Below are 19,693 nucleotides of genomic sequence, written 5' to 3' on the forward strand. Positions count from 1 at the left end.
ATGTGCGGCGGCAAACCCGGAAACGGCAAAAGGTTTCCCTCATCCCCGCTGAGGGCTATATGCAGGCCATTACCCGCAAGAGGCCCGCCATGCGCCGCAATGCGCTGACCTATCTCGAACGCCTCGTTGACCCTTACACATCGTATGCGGAAGACGACACGCCCCCGCGCCGGCTCTGGCCGTTCCTGCGGCAATACACAGGGCCGTTTCGCGGTGTGTTCTGGGCGGCGGGGCTGATGTCGGTGCTGGCGGCGGCGGTCGAGGTGGGCTTGATCTGGTACATGGGCCGTATCGTCGATGTGCTGGCCGAAACCGGCCCGGCCGAGATGTGGGCCGTGCATGGGGCCGAGCTGATCGCCGCGGCGGTGTTCATCCTGATCCTGCGGCCGCTGGTGCAGGCGCTTTCCACGGGGCTGCTCAACAATGCCATCCTGCCCAATTTCGCCACGCTGATCCGCTGGCGCTCGCATCGGCAGGTGCTGCGCCAGTCGGTCGGCTGGTTCGAGAACGATTTCGCCGGTCGCATCGCCAACCGGATCATGCAGACCCCGCCCGCCGCCGGCGAGGCGGTGTTTCAGGTTTTCGACGCGCTGAGCTATTCGCTGGCCTATCTGGTGGGAGCCGCGCTGTTGCTGATGGGCGCCGATCCGCGGCTGGTGCTGCCGCTTCTGGTCTGGTTCGTCCTTTACATGGCGCTGGTGCGCTGGACGATCCGCCATATCGGACCGGCGGCCAAGGCCTCGTCGGATGCGCGCAGTGCTGTCACGGGGCGCGTCGTGGACAGCTACACCAACATCCACTCGGTCAAGCTGTTCGCGCATCACGATCGCGAGCTGGACTATGCTCGCGAGGCGATTGAAAAGGCGCGCAGCACCTTCCAGCGCGAGATGCGCATTTTCACAATCATGGATATCGGGCTTGTGGTGCTGAACGGGCTGCTGATCGTCGCGGTCGTGGGCTGGGCCATGCTGCTTTGGGGGCAGGGGGCGGCCAGTGTCGGCATCGTGGCGGCTGCTGCCGCGCTGACGCTGCGGCTCAATGCGATGACGGGCTGGATCATGTGGGCCGTGTCGTCGTTCTTTCGCAATCTCGGGGTGGTGGCCGAGGGTATGGAAACCATCGCCCAGCCGATCACCCTGACCGACCGCCGCGATGCCGTCCCGCTTGAATTCGGCAGGGGGGAAATCAGTTTCGAAGGCGTGACGCACCACTATGGTCGCCCCTCGGGCGGATTGCAGGATGTCAGCCTGACCATCCGCCCCGGCGAACGCGTCGGTATCGTCGGGCGTTCGGGGGCGGGCAAATCCACGCTGGTCAAGCTTTTGCTGCGTTTCTACGACCCTGAGGCCGGCCGCATCCTGATCGACGGGCAGGACATCGCCCGCGTCACCCAGGACAGCCTGCGCCGGCAGATCGGCATGGTCCAGCAAGACAGCGCGCTGCTGCACCGTTCGGTGCGCGAAAACATCCTCTATGGCCGCCCCGACGCCAGCGAGGCCGAGATGATCGATGCCGCCCGCCGCGCCGAGGCGCATGATTTCATCCTCGATCTTGCAGACAGCGAAGGGCGCAGCGGCTATGATGCCCGCGTGGGCGAACGCGGCGTCAAGCTTTCGGGCGGGCAGCGCCAGCGGGTCGCCCTGGCGCGGGTGATCCTGAAGGACGCGCCCATCCTCGTGCTCGACGAGGCGACATCGGCGCTCGACTCCGAGGTCGAGGCGGAAATCCAGAAAGCCCTTTACGGCGTGATGGAAGGCAAGACCGTGATCGCCATCGCGCACCGGCTTTCCACCATCGCGCGGATGGACAGGATCGTCGTTCTGGAAAACGGCACCATCGCCGAAGAGGGCACACATGACGAATTGCTGGCGCGCGGCGGACTTTATGCCCGCTTCTGGGCGCGCCAGTCGGGCGGGTTCATCGGCACCGATGACGCCCTGCCGGACGGAAAGGCCGCGCAATGAGCTTTGCAAGACGTGTCGCAGCCCTGATCGATGCTTTCCGCCCCGCCGAGGGGCCGCCGCCGCAAACACTGGCGGCTTTCCTGCGCTGGGCGCTGCACGGGGCCTGGCCGGTGTTGTTTCTGGCCGCCGCGCTTTCGGCGCTGGCGGGCGGGCTCGAGGTGGTTTCGGCCTATATCCTGGGGCGTGTTGTCGATGCCGCCGCTGCCAGCGACCCGGCCACTTACATTGCCGAAAACTGGCTTCTGCTGACGGCCTTTGCCGCGTTCTTCGTGCTGGTGCGCCCGCTTTCGTTCGGTCTGTTTTCACTGGCTAACAATGTGATGGTGGTGCCCAATATCGCACCGCTGGCGCTTTCGCGGCTCAACCGCTGGACGATGGGCCAGTCGGTCACCTTCTTCGACAACGACTTCGCCGGACGCATCGCGCAAAAGCAGATGCAGACCGCCCGCGCCATGGCCAATGTCACGTCCGAGGTGATCAACGCGGTTTCCTTTGCGCTGGCGTCGCTGCTGGGCTCGGTCATTCTGCTTTCGGCGATCGACGGGCGGCTCGCGCTGGTGCTGGCCGTCTGGCTGTTTGGCTATTTCGCCCTGATCCGCTTTTTCGTGCCGCGGGTGCGGGCGCGGTCCAAGGCGCGGGCCGGGGCGCGTGCGATGGTTTCGGGGCAGGTGGTGGACACGCTGACCAACATCAAGACGGTCAAACTGTTCGCCCATGCCGATCACGAGGATCGCGCCGCGCTCGATTCCATGAAGATCTACCGCAACCGCGCGATCGATTTCGGCTCGATCTCGGCGCTGTTTCGGTTTGCGCTGATGGTCACGGCTGGCATCCTGCCGGTGCTGTTGATTGGCGGCGCGCTCTGGGCCTGGAGCCTCGGACAGGCCACGCCGGGGGCCATTGCGGCGGCGGGTGCGGTCTCGATACGCATCTCGCAGATGACCGGCTGGATCAGCATGACCCTCATGGGCATCTACGCCAATATCGGCGAGATCGAGGACGGGATGCGCACCCTGACCCCGCCGCACACCCTGACCGATGCGCCCGATGCCACCGAGATGCCCCGCGCCAGAGGCGAGATCGTGTTCGAGGATGCAGGCTTTGCCTACGGGCGCCGCTCGGGTGGGATCGAACGGATCAACCTGCACATCGCGCCCGGCGAGAAGATCGGGATCGTCGGCGCCTCGGGCGCGGGCAAATCGACGCTGGTTGCGCTGCTGCTGCGGCTTTACGATGTCGAGGCTGGGCGCGTGCTGGTCGACGGATACGATCTGCGCGAAGTCACGCAGGAAAGCCTGCGCCGGCAGATCGGCATGGTCACGCAGGAAACGGCGATGTTCAATCGCTCGGCCTTTGACAACATCGTCTATGGCCGCCCCGATGCCAGCCGCGAAGAGGTCGAGGACGCCGCCCGTGCCGCCGAAGCGCACGAGTTCATCCTCGGCCTGCGCGACCATATGGGCCGGACCGGCTACGAGGCGCATCTGGGCGAACGTGGCGTGAAACTTTCGGGCGGGCAGCGGCAGCGCATTGCGCTTGCTCGGGCGTTTCTCAAGAACGCGCCCATTCTTGTGCTGGACGAGGCAACAAGCGCGCTCGATTCGGAGATCGAGGCGCAGGTTCAGGCCGCACTCCTGCGGCTGATGGAGGGCAAGACCGTGCTGGCAATCGCGCACCGGCTTTCAACCATCGCGCATATGGACCGCATCATCTTGCTGCATGAAGGGCGCATCGCCGAAGAGGGCGGCCATGAGGCGCTGCTCGAACTTGGCGGGCTTTACGCACGGTACTGGAACCGGCAGTCGGGCGGGTTCATCCGCACCGATGATGACGAAACCCGCGGCAACAGCCCCGGCGAAGGGGTGGAGGCGGCGCAATGAGTGCGCCGGACACGCACCGTGATCCTGCGGAAGGCGTGCGGATCGCCCGGCTTGGGCACCGCGGCGACGGTATCGCGGCAGATGGAACGCTGGCCGCGCGAACCCTGCCGGGCGAAGTGGTGGCGGGTGCCTGCGAGAACGGCCGTATCGCCAGCCCGCGCATCCTTTACCCGTCACCCGACCGTGTGCGCCCGCCCTGCGTGCATTACCGCCAGTGTGGCGGTTGCGCGCTGCAACATGCCAGCGACGGGTTCGTCGCGCAGTGGAAGCAGGATATCGTGCGCAATGCGCTTGCCGCGCAGGGGCTTGAGGCGTCTTTCGGGCCGATGCACAGCTCGCCCCCGTGCAGCCGGCGCCGCGCCACGCTGACCGGACGGCGGCTCAAGCGGGGGCCGGTGGTGGGCTTTCATGCCCGTGCCTCGGACGTGGTCACACCCATCCCCGATTGCCTGCTCCTGCATCCTGACCTGATGGCGGTCTTGCCCGCGCTTGAAGGCATCACCGCCAGCGCGGCCTCGCGCAAGGGGGCGCTTTCGTTCACCGTGACCGCATCGGAGGCCGGCGTGGACCTGGCCATAACGGGCGGGCCTGTGCTGGACGGCGCGCTGCGCGCCCGGCTGGGCGCATTGTCCGCGCAGCACAGGCTGGCGCGGCTGTCCTGGGATGGTGAGGTGCTGCTTCAGCACGCACCGCCCTTTCAGCGTTTCGGCGCCGCCCGCGTCGTGCCGCCGCCCGGCGCCTTCCTGCAGGCCACTGCCGAGGGCGAGGCTGCCCTGCTGGCCGCGGTCGAAGATGCCACGCCGGGCGCCCGCCGCATCGCCGACCTCTTCGCCGGTTGCGGCACCTTCGCCCTGCCGCTTGCCGCCCGCGCCGAGGTGCACGCAGTGGAGGGCGACGCGGCGATGACCGCGGCGCTAGATGCCGGATGGCGGCAGGCGCAAGGGCTGCGCCGCGTCACCACCGAGGCGCGCGACCTGTTTCGCCGACCGCTCACCGCGGGTGAGTTGGCGCGCTTTGACGCGGTTGTGATCGACCCGCCCCGCGCCGGGGCCGAGGCCCAGATCGCCGAACTTGCCCGCAGCACCGTGCCGGTGATCGCCTATGTTTCGTGCAACCCGGCCAGTTTTGCCCGCGATGCACGCGCTCTTGTCGCGGCAGGCTACAGGCTGGAATGGGTGCGCGTTGTCGATCAGTTCCGCTGGTCGCCGCATGTGGAGCTTGCAGCGCAGCTGGTGAGGCGTCATATCCCGCGCGAGTGACTGCCACCGAGGACGATATGAGCCTGCGCAAGAATGTCGAGACCCTGATCGAAACGCCGCTGTTCCGGCGCACTATCATCGGCGTGATTCTGTTCAACGCCGTCATCCTGGGAATGGAAACCTCGCACAGCCTGATGGATGCGGCCGGGCCGCTCATCATCGGGCTGGACAGGCTTTGCCTGACGATTTTCGTCATCGAGATCCTGCTCAAGCTGTTCGCGCAGCGGTTTGGCTTCTTCCGCTCGGGCTGGAACCTGTTTGATTTCGTGATTGTGGGGATTTCGCTTGTTCCGGGGGCAGGCGCCTTCACGGTGCTGCGGGCACTGCGCATCCTGCGTTTGTTGCGGGTGGTTTCGGTCACGCCCAGCCTGCGCCGCGTGGTCGAAGGCTTCCTGCGCGCGCTGCCGGGGATGGGCTCGGTCTTTCTGCTGATGGCGATGATCTTCTACATCGGGGCCGTCATGGCCACCAAGCTGTTCCAGGAAACCTTTCCCCAGTGGTTCGGCACCATCGGCGCCTCGGCCTATTCGCTCTTCCAGATCATGACGCTGGAAAGCTGGTCGATGGGAATTGTCCGTCCGGTCATGGAGGTTTACCCCTACGCTTGGGCGTTCTTCGTGCCCTTCATCATGATGACCACTTTCGCAGTGGTGAACCTGCTGGTCGGTCTGATCGTGAACTCGATGCAAGACGCCCATCACGAGGAGGAAGGCGTCCGGACCGACGCCTACCGCGACGAAGTGCTGCGCCGCCTCGAAGCGATTGAGCAACGCCTCGAACAGCGCGACAGGTAACACCCGCGTGATTGCCCCGGAACGCGAGTTTTGTGCTAGGTGAGAAGCCCGGAAAGGCTGTATGATCGCACAAAACACTGAGCGAGGCAGGCAGATGAAACTGATTCGGGCACTTGTTCTCGGCGCCGTTGCGCTGGGGCTTGCTGCGTGTGGTGAACCGTCCAAGTTCCGCAGCTATGACGGGCCGGAAGTGACACGCATCAATGTCTTCAAGGGCGAGCGGCTGATGCAGTTGATGCATCACGATCAGTTGCTGGCGAGCTATTACATTGATCTTGGCCGCACCCCCGAGGGGCAAAAGCAGCGCGAAGGTGATGGCCGCACCCCCGAGGGGATTTACCTCATCGACCGGCGCAATCCCAACAGCGCCTTTCACCTTTCGCTGGGCATCTCCTACCCCGAACCCTCGGACGAGCTGCGCGCAAAGGAAGCGGGCGACAAGCCGGGCGGCGACATCTTCATCCACGGACGCGGGCCGCGCTTCCAGAACCCTCCGCGCGACTGGACCGAAGGCTGCATCGCCGTTACCGACCGCGAGATGGAAGACATCTACGCCATGGTGCAGGTCGGCACCCCGATCCTGATCCTGCCCTAGAACCCCACCAGATCGGGCCCGTCGCGGCGCGGCATCGGCCCGCGTTCATTCGGGTTCCCGGTGACAAGCACCCACCACAGCTTGCCATTGGGATCCTGATGGAAGTTGAAGCCCATATCGCGCGCCTCGGGGTCGAGCAGCACGCTGCGGGTTTCGCGATCCTGCATCCAGGCGGTGATGGTTTCCAGTTCCGTCTCGAAGGTTTCCGAGACCAGTTCACCCTTCATGGTGCCCGGATAACCCGCGCGCCGCACCCGCTCGACCGGCGAGGAACCGTCCGAGCCGAAATGCCACGGCCGCTGCTGGCGCGACATGTCGCGCGCATGGGTCGCGGCGGCCGCGTTGAGCTGCGCATTCAGCTCCAGCGGCTGCGCGCCGCTGCGTGCCCTGAGCGTGTTCACCGCATCGAGCGCGCGGAACTGCACGCGTGGCAGATCGCCCTGGGAAATCCGGTAGACCCCTTGCACGGGGCGGCCATCGGGGCCCAGTTGCGGGCCGCCGATCGGATCGCAGGCGGCAAGGGCGAAAAGGGCGGCGGTAAGAAGCGAAATCACACGAAGCATGAGCGGGCACCTGTCATTATCCGGATGGCAGCGATAGCCGGTTATGCCCGGATATTCAAACCCAACTCTGCGTGACCGATATTCATGGGCCCGACCTGCGGCGCAGATGCCATGAATCCCGGGTGGCACGCTCACATCTGCGGCAGTGCCTCCGCCATCCTCTTGCGGGCAGCAGGGCGCATCCCCATCATCACCTGATGACGTTTGCCACGGTTCTTCTGTCGCTCTTTCTGGTCAACGGAGGCTCAGACATGCGCGACGATCCCCCGCGTTTCGGCCCCGCCGGGCCGGACCCCTGCGGCACCGAGGCGCTTGTCCATCTTCTGGGTCAGCCCGCGCCCGATGCGCGCGCGCTTGAAGAACTGGACGCTCCCGGGCGGGTGCGGGTCATCGCGCCGGGGCAGGCTGTTACCATGGACTACATCGCAACGCGGCTGAACATCGAGCTGGATGAAAACGGCCTGGTTGTGCGGTTGCGCTGTGGCTGAAGCGGCATGCAGCCGCTTGACCCGCCGCGCGCGATAACTTACCTCTCTGCCAGCGTTGCGGGTATGGTGTAATGGTAGCGCCCCAGCCTTCCAAGCTGGTCGTGCGGGTTCGATTCCCGCTACCCGCTCCAGATCCCACCTCTTCTTCCCGGCACGCTCTTCTTGGTCGAAATATCCTCGCCGAAGGCATCTGCCGGCTGCCACAGGCGCCGCGCTTGGCAACAATGCGCAGGCCCCCCGCCAGGGCCGTGGCCGGATACGACACCACACGCCTTGGGCAATGCTTGCTCCGCCGTGCACAAGCGCCTAAACGGGGGCCGTCAAGGGATCGGAGCGCATGGCAGACAAGGCAGCCGAACAGGCCGACGAGCGGCCAAAATCGCGGCAGATCGGGGCACTGGCTTCGCTCTGGCCCTTCATGCGCCCTTATCGGAAGCTGATCACGGCCGCCCTGCTTGCGCTGATCGCCACCGCCACGGTATCGCTGGCGCTGCCTCTGGCGGTGCGCCGGGTGGTCGACGGGTTCGACCAAGGCGAGACGGAGCTTCTGAATTCGTACTTTCTGGCCGCGCTGGCCATTGCCGGGCTGCTCGCGCTGGGGACGGGGCTGCGCTATTACCTCGTCACCCGCCTGGGCGAACGTGTCGTGGCCGACATCCGCAAGGCCCTGTTCGACCGGATGATCGGCATGAGCCCCGCCTTCTACGAACGGATCATGACCGGCGAGGTGATTTCGCGCCTCACCACCGATACCACCTTGATCCTGTCGGTGATCGGCTCGTCGGTGTCGATCGCGCTGCGCAACATCCTGCTGCTGGTGGGCGGGCTGGTGATGCTGGCGCTGACCAGCGCCAAGCTGACCGGTTTCGTGCTGCTTCTGGTGCCGCTGGTGATCGTCCCGATCATCCTTCTCGGACGGCGGCTGCGGCGGTTGAGCCGCGAGAACCAGGACTGGATCGCCGCCAGTTCGGGCAGCGCATCCGAAACCCTGCTCGCCGCGCAAACTGTGCAGGCCTTCACCCATGAACGCGAAAGCCGTGCAGATTTCGCCCGTGTCACCGAAACCTCGTTCGATGTGGCGCGCCGGCGCATCCTGACCCGGGCGGTGATGACCGTCATTGTGATTCTGCTGGTCTTCAGCGGCATCGTCGGCGTGCTCTGGAGCGGCGCCAATGATGTGATGGCGGGCAACATGACGCCGGGCGAACTGGTGCAATTTGTCATCTATGCGGTGATCGTGGCCGGCTCGGTCGGGGCGCTGTCGGAAATCTGGGGCGAGCTGCAGCGCGCCGCCGGTGCGTCCGAGCGCCTGACCGAACTGCTCGGCGCCGCCGATGCCGTGTCGGACCCCGCCGCGCCGCTGCCCCTGCCCGCTCCGGTGCGCGGCGAGGTGGCCTTCGAGGATGTGCGCTTTCGCTATCCCGCGCGGCCCGAGTACCTGGCGCTCGATGGCGTCAGCTTCCGCGTGCGTCCGGGCGAGACGGTCGCGCTGGTCGGCCCGTCGGGCGCGGGCAAGACCACGATCATCCAGCTTTTGCAACGCTTCTACGACCCGGAGGCCGGGCGCATCACGCTTGACGGGATCGATCTGCGCGACATGGCGCGTAGTGATTTCCGCGCGGCGATGGCGCTTGTGCCACAAGACCCGGTGATCTTCGCGGCCTCTGCGCGCGAAAACATCCGCTTCGGCCGCACCGCCGCCACCGATGCCGAAATCGAGGCCGCCGCCCGTGCCGCCGCCGCGCATGAGTTCATCGCCGCCCTGCCGCAGGGCTATGACACGCCGCTGGGCGAACGCGGCGTGCTGCTGTCGGGCGGGCAGAAACAGCGCATCGCCATCGCCCGCGCCATCCTGCGCGACGCGCCGGTGCTGCTGCTCGACGAGGCGACAAGCGCGCTCGATGCCGAAAGCGAACGCGCGGTGCAGCGCGCCGTCGATGCCATGGCGGCCGAACGCACCACCCTGATCGTGGCGCACCGGCTGGCCACCGTGAAAAAGGCCGACCGCATCCTTGTCTTCGAGGCCGGGCGCATCGTGGCCGAGGGCACGCATGACGAACTGGTCGCTCAGGACGGGCTTTATGCGCGGCTGGCACGGCTGCAATTTACCGACGGCATCGCTGCCGAATAATCGGCCCCGGCGGAAAGTTTCTTGCACCTGCGCGAGCGACTGTACATCCTGTGTCGATCAGAAGGGGAAGGCGCGGGGCAAACACGCGCCCCGCATCGGGAGGGGACCCGAAGGCATGAGCAACTTCCGCTCATTCGCGGATCGCGATGCAATCGAGAGTGAAGCAGGCTGGGCCGAAGTGGAGGCCGGCTTGCCACCGACAGTCTACGGGCTGCTCTCGCGCACCAGCGAACGCTTTGCCGACCGGCCGGCGATTTCGTTTCAGATTACATCGGGCGCCAGGGACAGGGCCGAGACGCTCGATTGGGCCACGCTTCTTGCCCGCACCACGCAGGCCGCCAACCTGTTTCGCAGCCTTGGTATAGGCGAGCAGGATGTGGTGGCCTTCGTGCTGCCCAATGCAAATGAAACCGTCATCACCCTGCTGGGCGCGATGACGGCGGGCATCGTCAACCCGATCAACCCGCTGCTGGAGCCGTCCACCATCGCGGGCATCCTGCGCGAAAGCGGCGCCAGCGTCGTGGTGACGCTGAAATCGATGCCCAAGACCGATGTCGCGCAGAAGGTCGCAAAGGCTGTTGCCGACGCCCCCGATGTGCACACGGTTCTGGAGGTCGACCTCAACCGTTACCTCAGCCCGCCGAAAAGCTGGATCGTGCCGCTGATCCGCCCGCGCGTCGAAGTGCAGCATCAGGCGCGCGTTCTGGGTTTCAACGCCGAGGTCGCGCGTCAGCGCGCCGATGCGCTGGATTTCGACCCCGGCAACGAAGACCGGGTCGCTGCGCTGTTCCATACTGGTGGCACCACGGGTTTGCCGAAACTGGCGCGGCACCGGGTTTCCGGAATGCTCTACAACGGCTGGCTGGGCCAAAGGCTGCTGTTCACCGAACGCGATGTGCTTCTGTGCCCCTTGCCTATGTTTCACGTCTTCGCGGCCTATCCGATTGTCATGTCGCTGCTGTGCTCGGGCGCGCATGGGGTGTTTCCCACGCCGCAGGGCTATCGCGGCGAGGGCGTGTTCGACAATTTCTGGAAGCTGGTCGAGCGCTGGGGCGTGACCTTCATGATTACCGTGCCCACGGCGCTGGCGGCGCTGATGCAGCGCAAGGTGGATGCCGACATATCCACGCTGCAGGCGGGGATTTCCGGCTCGGCCGCGCTGCCGGTGGAGCTTTACAACAGGTTCGAGCGTGCCACCGGCGTGCAGATATCAGAAGGCTATGGCCTGACGGAAGCCACCTGCCTTGTCTCGTGCAACCCCGTCGGCGGGCACAAGAAGGTCGGCTCGGCGGGGATACCCTTTCCGCATACCGAGTTGCGCATTCTCGAATTCGACGATGAGGGCCGGATTCAGCGTGATTGCGACACCGACGAGGTGGGCGAGATCTGCGTGGCCAACCCCGGCGTGCAGCCCGGCGCGATCTACACCGACCCGGCAAAGAACCGGAAGCTTCTTGTCGAGGAGCGATTTCTGCGCACCGGCGATCTGGGGCGGATTGATCCAGACGGCTACCTCTGGATCACCGGACGCGCCAAGGATGTCATCATCCGCAGCGGTCACAACATCGACCCGGCGACCATCGAGGATGCGCTGCTCAGCCATGACGCCGTTGCCTTTGCAGGGGCCATCGGCCAGCCCGACGCCTTCGCAGGCGAGCTGCCCTGCGCCTATGTCGAACTGGTGAACGGCAGCCAGGTCACGAGTGACGCGCTGATGGAACATGCCCGCACCCGCATCGGCGAACGCGCCGCCACACCCAAGCATCTTGAGGTGTTGGACGAACTACCCAAGACCGCCGTGGGCAAGGTGTTCAAGCCCGCCCTGCGGCAGCGTGCGATCATGCGGGTTCTCGATGCCGCACTGCGCGAGGCCGGGCTGGCCGCCGAGGTGGCAGAGGTCGTCGAGGACCGCAAGCGCGGGCTGGTCGCCCGGCTGCGGTGCCGCGACCATGCCGACAAGCCCGCGGTCGAGAACCTGATGGGAGAGTTCACCGTGCAATGGGAATGGCAGGAAACGGCCTGAGCACGGGGTTGCAAAGCCGTATGTGCCGGCTGATATTTGGATCATGCCCGTTCTGCTTTCCCTCGGCCATGGCTATTCCGCCCGCGCGCTGGCGCGACGCCTGCTGCCGCAAGGCTGGCAGATCATCGGCACCACCCGCAGCGTCGGGAAGGCCGAGGCTCTGGCGCGCGAGGGTGTGGAGGCACATCTCTGGCCCGGCACCGATCTGGCGCCGTTACTGGTGCGGGCCACGCATCTGCTGACCTCGATCGCCCCGGATGAAGGGGGCGATCCGGTGCTGGCCGCCCATGGCGAGCAGATCGCCGCCGCGCGCCACCTGCAATGGGTTGGCTATCTTTCCACCACAGGGGTTTATGGCGACACCGGCGGCGACTGGGTTGATGAAACCACGCCGCTTGCCCCCAGCACGACCCGCGGCGCGCGCCGCGTTACGGCCGAGGCCCAGTGGCGCGAGATCTGCGCGCACGGGGGGCTGCCGCTGCATATTTTCCGCCTTGCGGGCATCTACGGCCCCGGGCGCGGCCCCTTTGCCAAGGTGCGCGCAGGCACGGCGCGGCGGATCATAAAGCCGGGGCAGGTGTTTTCGCGCATCCATGTCGAGGATATCGCGCAGGTACTCGAGGCTTCGATGCGCCGCCCCCGCGCCGGCGGGGTCTATAATGTCTGCGATGACCTGCCCGCGCCGCCGCAGGATGTGATCGCCCACGCGGCCGAACTCCTCGGTCTGGCCCTACCCCCAGAAGAGGATTTCGACACCGCCGAGATGTCCCCCATGGCGCGCAGTTTCTATTCCGAGTCCAAGCGCGTGCGCAACGATCTGATCCGCCAGGAGCTTGGCGTCACGCTGACATATCCCGATTACCGCGCCGGTCTTTCCGCCCTGCTGCGAGAGGAAAGCGCGAAATAACTGTAATGCACTGGTTTGAATAAAGGAGTTTATAGAAATGACAGCCAAGGCCATTATCGGAGCCGCCCTACTGGCAGCAATCCCCGCTGCCGCCACGAGCCAGCAGGTAATCGGCGAGATTACTGCCACGCTCGACGGTGAGGAGCGCAGCTGGCAGACGCTGGGCCATGGCCCGGACAGCTACAATACCGGGCTGACCGATTTCGGATTTGGCATGTATCAGGTTTCGATCCACGGCTTTCCCGACGGGCGGCCGGGCATTCGCGGCTCGCTTCAGATCGTGTTCGGCGGCATGGAGGGCGGCGACGATCCGACCGAGGTTGAAATCCTCTACATCCCGGAACGCATGTCGCAATCCTATGCCCTTCCTGAAGATGACGCCGCCCGCGCCGGGGCGCTGGTGCTCGACCGGCTGGAAGCCGACGGTAACGAAGGCTTTGCGGCGGGGCGGATTTCGGCCATGCTGTGTTTCAAGGAGGGGTTCATGGCCACACCCGATCCGGATGACTGCATCACGGTTGAAGGCCGGTTTGAAACGGCGCTGCTGCTGGAAGACTTCTGAACAAGGGCGTCGCCGCAAGAAATGGTCACGATCCAGCGAGGATCGGCCAGATACGGCAGCATCCGGCGCGGTGGCGCTTGAATCACGCCCGACATGCTACAGGATCAACCTGTGGTATCCGACGGGCGCGCGGCACATGCCTGCCGGGCGAACAAGTCGAGGAGGAGCCAGCAAGATGCACCCAGATCTTGAGCGTGATAGCCGCACGGGGCGCCGGGCCGGGCAATGGCTGCGGCGTCCGGGGCGGCTTCTTGCGCGTATGCTCGCCCTGCTTGCGCTTGTGCTCGGGGGCTTCGGGCTGGCCGCGCAAGACAGCGCACCGGCGCAAAATCCGGCACTGGTTCTGACTGTCGATGGCGCGATCAGCCCGGCGAGTGCCGATTACATCATCCGCGGCATCCGCGAAGGGGCCGAGCGCGGCGCGCCGCTGGTGATCCTGCGGATGGACACGCCCGGCGGGCTTGATACCTCGATGCGCGATATCATCCGTGAAATCCTGTCTTCGCCGGTGCCGGTGGCCACCTATGTCACGCCGTCGGGCGCCCGTGCGGCGAGCGCGGGCACATATATCCTCTATGCCAGCCATGTTGCGGCGATGGCCCCGGCGACCAATCTGGGCGCGGCCACGCCGATTGCGATTGGCGGCGGGGGCGGGGGCGGCGAGCAGGACGAAGAATCGGACCCTCGCGGCTTGCCTTTCAGCCTGGGCGCCGAGGCCCAGACCGACGAGAATGGCGAGGCCGATACGAACGGCGGCGCAAACGGCACTGCAAACGCAGACGATACCGAGCAGCCCGACAGCCGCGACGACGCGGCCACCGAGAGAGAGGAAGACACCGGCAGCACCGCCGGCAATGGCGTGAGCCCCCCGCTCAGCGCCAGCGAAGCCAAGGCCATCAACGATGCGGTGGCCTATATTCGCGGGCTGGCCGAGTTGCGCGACCGCAACGCCGACTGGGCCGAGCGCGCGGTGCGGCAGGCCGAAAGCCTGTCATCGCGCGAAGCCGCCGAGATGGGCGTGATCGATTTCGTGGCCGAGAACCTCGACGATCTGCTGCGGCAGGCCGACGGGATGACGGTGAAGGTTGGCGAGGCCGAGACCACGCTGCAGACCGCAGGGTTGGATTACGAATTCCTCGAACCCGACTGGCGCACCGCGATTCTGTCGGTGATCACCAACCCGAATGTGGCGCTGATCCTCATGCTGGTGGGGATATACGGGATCATCTTCGAGTTCCTCAACCCCGGCGTGCTGGTGCCCGGCACGGTTGGGGCGATCAGCCTGTTGCTGGGGCTTTATTCGCTGGCCTTGCTGCCACTCAACTATGCGGGGGTGCTGTTGATATTGCTGGGGCTTGCGTTGATCGTGGCGGAAGCCTTTGCGCCATCCTTCGGCATCCTGGGAATCGGCGGCACGGTCGCGCTTGTGGTGGGGGCAGTGATGCTTGTGGATACGGATGTGCCCGGCGTGGCGGTGTCGATGCCGCTGATTGCGGCGGTGGCGGTGATGGGGCTGATTCTGACGCTGATCATCGCGCGGCTGGCCACCGGGGCCTTCCGCGCCCGGGTCGTGACCGGGCAGGAAGAGCTGGTCGGCGCACAAGGCCGCGTGCTCGAATGGAGCGGCACCACAGGCTTTGTCTGGCTGCATGGCGAACGCTGGAAATCCGAGGGGCCGGAGGGGCTGGCCCCCGGCGAAACGGTGCGCGTGGCCCAGGTTTCGGGCCTCGTGCTTAGGGTCGAGCGGGCCGCCTGATGCGTGCGCGCCACCCCCCGCAATGAAAGGGAGACCATGATGGAAATCTTCTTCGATATCGGATTTTACGGCCTGCTCGCGATTTTCCTGATCGCGCTTCTGGCCTCTGCGATCAAGGTTCTGCGCGAGTACGAGCGCGCTGTGGTCTTCACCCTTGGCCGTTTTACAGGAACAAAGGGGCCGGGGCTGATCATCCTGATCCCATTCGTCCAGCAGATGGTGCGGGTCGATCTGCGCACGATCGTGCTGGATGTTCCCAAGCAGGACGTGATCTCGAAGGACAACGTGTCGGTCAATGTCTCGGCGGTGATCTATTTTCGCGTGATGGATGCCGAAAAGGCCACCATCCAGGTCGAGAACTTCATGGCCGCCACCAGCGAGCTGGCGCAGACGACCCTGCGCGCGGTGCTGGGCAAGCACGAGCTTGACGAAATGCTGGCCGAGCGCGACAAGCTCAACAATGACATTCAGGAGATCCTCGACAGCCAGACCGAGATCTGGGGCATCAAGGTCGCGAATGTCGAGATCAAGCATGTGGATGTGGCCGAGTCGATGATCCGGGCCATCGCCCGCCAGGCCGAGGCCGAGCGCGAGCGGCGCGCCAAGGTCATCAACGCCGAGGGCGAGCAGCAGGCCGCGCAGAAGCTGCTGGAAGCGGCTCAGATCATGGCCAAGGACCCCGGCGCGATGCAGCTGCGTTATCTCAGCTCGCTCAATTTTATCGCCGGCGACAAGAACTCGACCATCGTCTTTCCCTTCCCGATCGAGATGGCGAGCCTGGTGCCGGGGATCAAGAAGGCCTGATCGCCAGCCAGGGCGGGGGCACGGCCCCGGCCCTGGCTGGCCTGGGTTCGGGCAAAGCCCGCCTGATGGAATCCCCGCCCCAAAGACCCCGGGGCAGCCGCACCCCGGCTGGCGCTGCGTGCCTTCGGCGAGGATATTTGGACCAAGAAGAAGGGGCGCGCCCGCGTTGTTTTCGCAGGGGTGCGCCCTTTGCCGGGCCGGGGGCGCGCAGGCTGATCGCAGGCGGCGGGTGCAGCAGGCTCAGCGCGCCGCCGGTGCCGGGGCGCTGCGGCCTTTCCACCAGTTCAGCAGCACGACCAGCAGCAACACGGCCGCGCCTGCGGCCTCGATCGTCGCGTCGGGCCAGAAGATCGCGACAGTCGCGGGTATGATAACCAGACGCGACACGGGATCGAGCCAGGTGAAGAGGTAGCCCTCGATCGCGGCGGCGAATGTCACCAGCGCCAGGATCGCGATGACCCCGGTCCACAGCACGACATGCAGCGGACCGCCGAGGATGATCTCGGGGTTGAACACCATGAACATCGGGATCAGGTACAGCCCCTTGGCGAACTTCCAGGCCTGTACGCTGGTTTCCATCGGCTTGGACCCTGCCACCGCCGAAGCGGCGAAAGCGGCAAGCGCGATGGGTGGCGTGACGTTGCTGTCCTGACTGTACCAGAACACCACCAGATGCGCGATCAGCAGCGGGATGCCGAACTCCGTGTGCAGCGCGGGGCCGACCAGGACGATCAGCACGATATAGGCTGCCGTCACCGGCAGCCCCATGCCCAGCACCAGGCTGGCGAGCAGGACAAGCAGCAGGGCCAGCACGATGTTGCCGCCCGAAAGCGCGATCATCATGGAGGAAAACTTGAGCCCCAAGCCCGTCAGGCCGACCACCCCCACGATGATCCCGGCCACGGCACAGGCGATCGAGACGGCCACCGCATTGCGCGCGCCCAGCGCCAGTGCCTCGATCAGCTTGCTGATGCCGAGCTCCGCCGCATCGCGCAGCACGCCGATGGTCAGCGGCTTGCCCCGGCGCGGGTCGATCACCACAATCACGACAAGCGCCCGAAGCAGGGCCACGGCCACCACCGAGATGATGGCCCAGAACCCCACCCGCATGGGAGAGTAGTTGTTGACCAGAAGCCATATCAGCACCACCAGCGGCACGATGAATTGCCATCCGGCCTTGAGCACATTGCGCACCAGCGGCAACTCGGCGGCTGTCATGCCCTTCATGCCGGACTTCATCGCCACGATATGCACAAACAGGTAGACCGTCCCCAGGTACAGGATTGCGGGGAAGATCGAGACCATGACGATCTCGATATAAGGAATATTGGTGTATTCCGAGATCAGGAACGCCCCGGCGCCCATCAAGGGCGGTGTGATCTGCCCGCCGGTGGAGGCCGCCGCCTCGATCCCGCCGGCCTGTTTGCCCTTGTAGCCCAGGCGTTTCATCAGCGGGATGGTGAAGGCGCCGGTCGTGACCACATTGGCGATCGCCGAGCCAGAGATCGAGCCCATCCCCGCCGAGGCCACCACCGCGGCCTTTGCCGGCCCGCCCGGCTTCCGACCGGTGGCGGCAAAGGCAAGGTCGATGAAGAAGCGGCCCGCGCCGGTGACTTCAAGGAACGCGCCAAACAGCACGAACATGAACACGTAAGTTGCCGCCACCCCCAGCGGCAGGCCGAAGATCCCCTCTTGCCCGAGGTAGAGCTGCCCGATCAGACGTTCGACACTGGCGCCACGATGGCTCATGATTCCGGGCATCCATTCGCCCAGTCCAGGCAGCGCGCCGCGCGCGCCGGCCAGCGCGTAGAGGATTGCGATCGCGCCGATCACGGTCATGCCCAGCCCGACCGCGCGGCGGCTGGCCTCGAGCACAGTGATGGTGGCGATGATGCCCATGGTGATGTCGGTCTGGTTCCAGAACCCCGCGCGCATGATGATGGCGTCCAGATTCCAGACCATGTAGAAGCCGCTCATGAAGGCCGCAGCCAGGAAGGAGCCATCGACCAGCCAGCCCAGCAGCCCGCGCCTGCGGTCAGGCCCGAAGACCGGGAAGATCAGGAAGCACAGAAACAGCACGAACGCGAGATGGATCGAGCGCTGGTAGAAAAGGCCGAAGGTCTGGATGCCCGCCGAATACATCTGAAACAGCGACATCGCCACGGCGACAAGCGTGATGAGCACCAGCACGGGCCAGGGTTGCACGCGGTCTGCGGATTTCAGGTTCGAGGGCAGCTCCGCGATCTCGGGCGCGGAGTCATCGCGTGTCGGGGAAGGCTTGGCCATGGGGCTTCCTGCTATTCGGACCATCGTTCAAGCAACTCCAGAAAAAGTTGGCGGACCTTTTCGGTTCGGAGTTGCGCAAGTTCAAGAACCTGCAGCGTTTCGGACGTTTCAGGGAAAAGTCGAAACGCTGTGGAAACCGTCCCGCCGGGCCGGTCATGGTGCCGCCGGGTCGGGTGACAGGGCAAGGGTGACACGGGTGCCCGCGGCGATGGCGCTCAGATCCAGCTCGGCACCGTCAGGCGCGACCAGCCGGTGATGCACCCGCGCGCTGCCGACGCGCAGCGGCAGGGCATTGCCTGCGACGGGTTCGTCCATCCCCTCGATCCAGTAGCCGCCCTCGCTGGCGCTGCGCATCTTTCCGCGTTCGGGCAGGTGGCCAAGCCCGGCGGCGAAATCGTGCAGGTAGGATCGGGTCAGCATCAGCTGCCCTTCGTGTTCGGCAAAACAATCGGCCACTGCCCCTCCGGTCACGGAATGATTCCAGTGCAGGCACCATTCCTGCCCCGGCGACGCCTCCAGAACGGCAAGGATGCGGCCATCGTCATGCCGCACCTCGACCTGTGCCGCTGCCATTTGGGGCATCATCATCGCCACAAGCGCCAAGCCCGTTAGAAAAGGAGCAGGGGGCGGCCCGATCTTGTCAGGCCGCCCCGCCTTTGCCCTGTTGTCGATCACGGACGCAGATTGTCCGGAACTTCGGCGCCGCTTTCCTCGTAGTAGCGGATCGCGCCGGGGTGCATCGGGATCGGCGTCGAGCCGAGCGCGAACTCGACCGTGGTGTCATTGGCCGCCGGGTGAATGGCGATCAACTCATCGACATGTTCGAAGAGCACGCGCGTGATCTCATAGGCGAGACCCTCGTCCATCTCTTCATGCACGACCAGCACGTTGGGGGTCGAGATCGTCAGCGTGGCTTCACCGATGCCCTCGTAGATGCCTTCACGCAAGGTATAGGCGGCGAAGGTCGGCTCCACCTCGATGGCGTTGGCGATCTGCTCTTCGGTCAGCGGCACCAGCGCGATGTCGCGGGTGGCGGCCAGGTTCATGATCGAGCTGGTGGGCGGGCCGACGCTCCAGAAACCGGCATCGATGTCACCGTCGCGCAGCGCATCCGCGGTTTCATTGAAGTTCAGCCGCTGGGGCTCGAAATCATCATAGGTGATGCCATTGGCCGCCAGCAGGGCCTGGGCGCTTACCTCGGTGCCCGAGCCGGGCGCCCCGACCGAGACGCGCTTGCCGCGCAGGTCATCGATTCCTGCGATGCCGCTGCCGGCGATGGTGACGATCTGCACGGCGTTCGGATAGATTGAGGCCAGTGCGCGCAGCTCGCTCATCTGACGACCTTCGAACGGGTCAGTGCCATTGTAGGCGGCAAAAACCGTGTCGGCCAGCGCCAGCGCCAGATCGCTGTCAAAGCGCGAGATCAGCGCCATGTTCTCGACCGAGGCGCCCGTTACCTCGGCGGTGGCGCTGGCACCATCGACATAGTTTGTGATCAGCTCGGCCAGGCCGCCGCCGTAGGGGTAATACACGCCCCCGGTGCCGCCTGTCGCGATCGACAGATCCTGCGCCTGCGCACCTGTTCCCAGCGCCAGAACAGCTGCCACGGCGTATGTCAGTTTCTTCATGATACCTTCTCCCTGTTTGCAAACGGACGGGGTATCGGGCCCCGTTCCTGCAT

General features: G+C 65.5%; 16 protein-coding genes and 1 tRNA gene. 13 read left to right on the forward strand and 4 right to left on the reverse strand.

From position 1 onward, the window contains the following. The first annotated feature begins 59 nt into the window (after positions 1-59). The 5 genes from DQ229_RS14735 (at position 60) to DQ229_RS14755 (ending at position 6,492) form a co-directional block, all read left to right on the forward strand. A complete protein-coding gene (locus tag DQ229_RS14735) occupies positions 60-1,964 on the forward strand; it encodes an ABC transporter ATP-binding protein (protein WP_238381120.1) in 1,905 nt (634 codons plus the stop codon). Then, on the forward strand, positions 1,961-3,844 hold the full coding sequence (locus tag DQ229_RS14740; RefSeq protein WP_114967027.1) for an ABC transporter ATP-binding protein: 1,884 nt from the start codon (positions 1,961-1,963) through the stop codon (positions 3,842-3,844). The genes DQ229_RS14735 and DQ229_RS14740 overlap by 4 nt, the downstream gene beginning before the upstream one ends. Beyond that, positions 3,841-5,103 carry a class I SAM-dependent RNA methyltransferase gene (locus tag DQ229_RS14745; RefSeq protein WP_114967028.1) on the forward strand — a complete coding sequence of 421 codons (1,263 nt, stop codon included), beginning with the start codon at positions 3,841-3,843 and terminating at the stop codon, positions 5,101-5,103. The genes DQ229_RS14740 and DQ229_RS14745 overlap by 4 nt, the downstream gene beginning before the upstream one ends. A 17-nt stretch (positions 5,104-5,120) precedes the next feature. Continuing rightward, positions 5,121-5,897, forward strand: a complete 777-nt coding sequence (locus DQ229_RS14750; RefSeq protein WP_114967047.1) for an ion transporter — start codon at positions 5,121-5,123, stop codon at positions 5,895-5,897. 94 nt (positions 5,898-5,991) lie between these two features. Next, positions 5,992-6,492 carry a L,D-transpeptidase family protein gene (locus DQ229_RS14755; protein WP_114967029.1) on the forward strand — a complete coding sequence of 167 codons (501 nt, stop codon included), beginning with the start codon at positions 5,992-5,994 and terminating at the stop codon, positions 6,490-6,492. Here DQ229_RS14755 and dalA read toward each other — a convergent pair. Further along, on the reverse strand, positions 6,489-7,055 hold the full coding sequence (gene dalA / locus DQ229_RS14760) for a divisome-associated lipoprotein DalA (protein ID WP_114967030.1): 567 nt from the start codon (positions 7,053-7,055) through the stop codon (positions 6,489-6,491). The two genes, DQ229_RS14755 and dalA, sit on opposite strands and share 4 nt — an antisense overlap. A gap of 197 nt (positions 7,056-7,252) precedes the next feature. On the opposite strand from dalA, the gene DQ229_RS14765 reads away from it, so the two are divergent. From DQ229_RS14765 to DQ229_RS14800, 8 genes are all read left to right on the forward strand, one after another. Further along, the gene (locus DQ229_RS14765) at positions 7,253-7,543 is read left to right on the forward strand and encodes an I78 family peptidase inhibitor (RefSeq protein WP_238381121.1); all 291 of its coding nucleotides are present in this window, start codon (positions 7,253-7,255) and stop codon (positions 7,541-7,543) included. A 57-nt stretch (positions 7,544-7,600) separates the two neighbouring features. Then, positions 7,601-7,674, forward strand: a tRNA-Gly gene (locus DQ229_RS14770). Positions 7,675-7,880: 206 nt separating this feature from the next. Further along, positions 7,881-9,674 carry an ABC transporter transmembrane domain-containing protein gene (locus tag DQ229_RS14775; protein WP_114967031.1) on the forward strand — a complete coding sequence of 598 codons (1,794 nt, stop codon included), beginning with the start codon at positions 7,881-7,883 and terminating at the stop codon, positions 9,672-9,674. A gap of 115 nt (positions 9,675-9,789) precedes the next feature. Further along, the gene (locus DQ229_RS14780) at positions 9,790-11,697 is read left to right on the forward strand and encodes an acyl-CoA synthetase (RefSeq protein ID WP_114967032.1); all 1,908 of its coding nucleotides are present in this window, start codon (positions 9,790-9,792) and stop codon (positions 11,695-11,697) included. A 43-nt stretch (positions 11,698-11,740) separates the two neighbouring features. Continuing rightward, positions 11,741-12,604 (forward strand): SDR family oxidoreductase, encoded by an 864-nt coding sequence (locus DQ229_RS14785; protein WP_114967033.1) that lies wholly within the window; start codon positions 11,741-11,743, stop codon positions 12,602-12,604. A gap of 37 nt (positions 12,605-12,641) precedes the next feature. After that, positions 12,642-13,166, forward strand: coding sequence for a hypothetical protein (locus DQ229_RS14790; RefSeq protein WP_114967034.1), 525 nt, complete (start codon positions 12,642-12,644; stop codon positions 13,164-13,166). Positions 13,167-13,341: 175 nt separating this feature from the next. Continuing rightward, complete coding sequence (locus DQ229_RS14795; protein WP_202909592.1) at positions 13,342-14,922, forward strand: NfeD family protein; 1,581 nt, start codon at positions 13,342-13,344, stop codon at positions 14,920-14,922. A gap of 39 nt (positions 14,923-14,961) precedes the next feature. After that, positions 14,962-15,726, forward strand: coding sequence for a slipin family protein (locus tag DQ229_RS14800; RefSeq protein ID WP_114967036.1), 765 nt, complete (start codon positions 14,962-14,964; stop codon positions 15,724-15,726). 240 nt (positions 15,727-15,966) lie between these two features. On the opposite strand, the gene DQ229_RS14805 is transcribed toward DQ229_RS14800, so the two are convergent. The 3 genes from DQ229_RS14805 to DQ229_RS14815 form a co-directional block, all read right to left on the reverse strand. Next, positions 15,967-18,012, reverse strand: a complete 2,046-nt coding sequence (locus tag DQ229_RS14805; RefSeq protein ID WP_114967037.1) for a TRAP transporter permease — start codon at positions 18,010-18,012, stop codon at positions 15,967-15,969. 153 nt (positions 18,013-18,165) lie between these two features. Next, the gene (locus DQ229_RS14810) at positions 18,166-18,600 is read right to left on the reverse strand and encodes a DUF1850 domain-containing protein (protein ID WP_114967049.1); all 435 of its coding nucleotides are present in this window, start codon (positions 18,598-18,600) and stop codon (positions 18,166-18,168) included. Between the two features lie 83 nt (positions 18,601-18,683). Next, on the reverse strand, positions 18,684-19,640 hold the full coding sequence (locus tag DQ229_RS14815; RefSeq protein WP_114967038.1) for a TAXI family TRAP transporter solute-binding subunit: 957 nt from the start codon (positions 19,638-19,640) through the stop codon (positions 18,684-18,686). Positions 19,641-19,693 lie beyond the last annotated feature (53 nt).

Source organism: Alkalilacustris brevis (assembly GCF_003350345.1).
Lineage (GTDB): Bacteria > Pseudomonadota > Alphaproteobacteria > Rhodobacterales > Rhodobacteraceae > Alkalilacustris > Alkalilacustris brevis.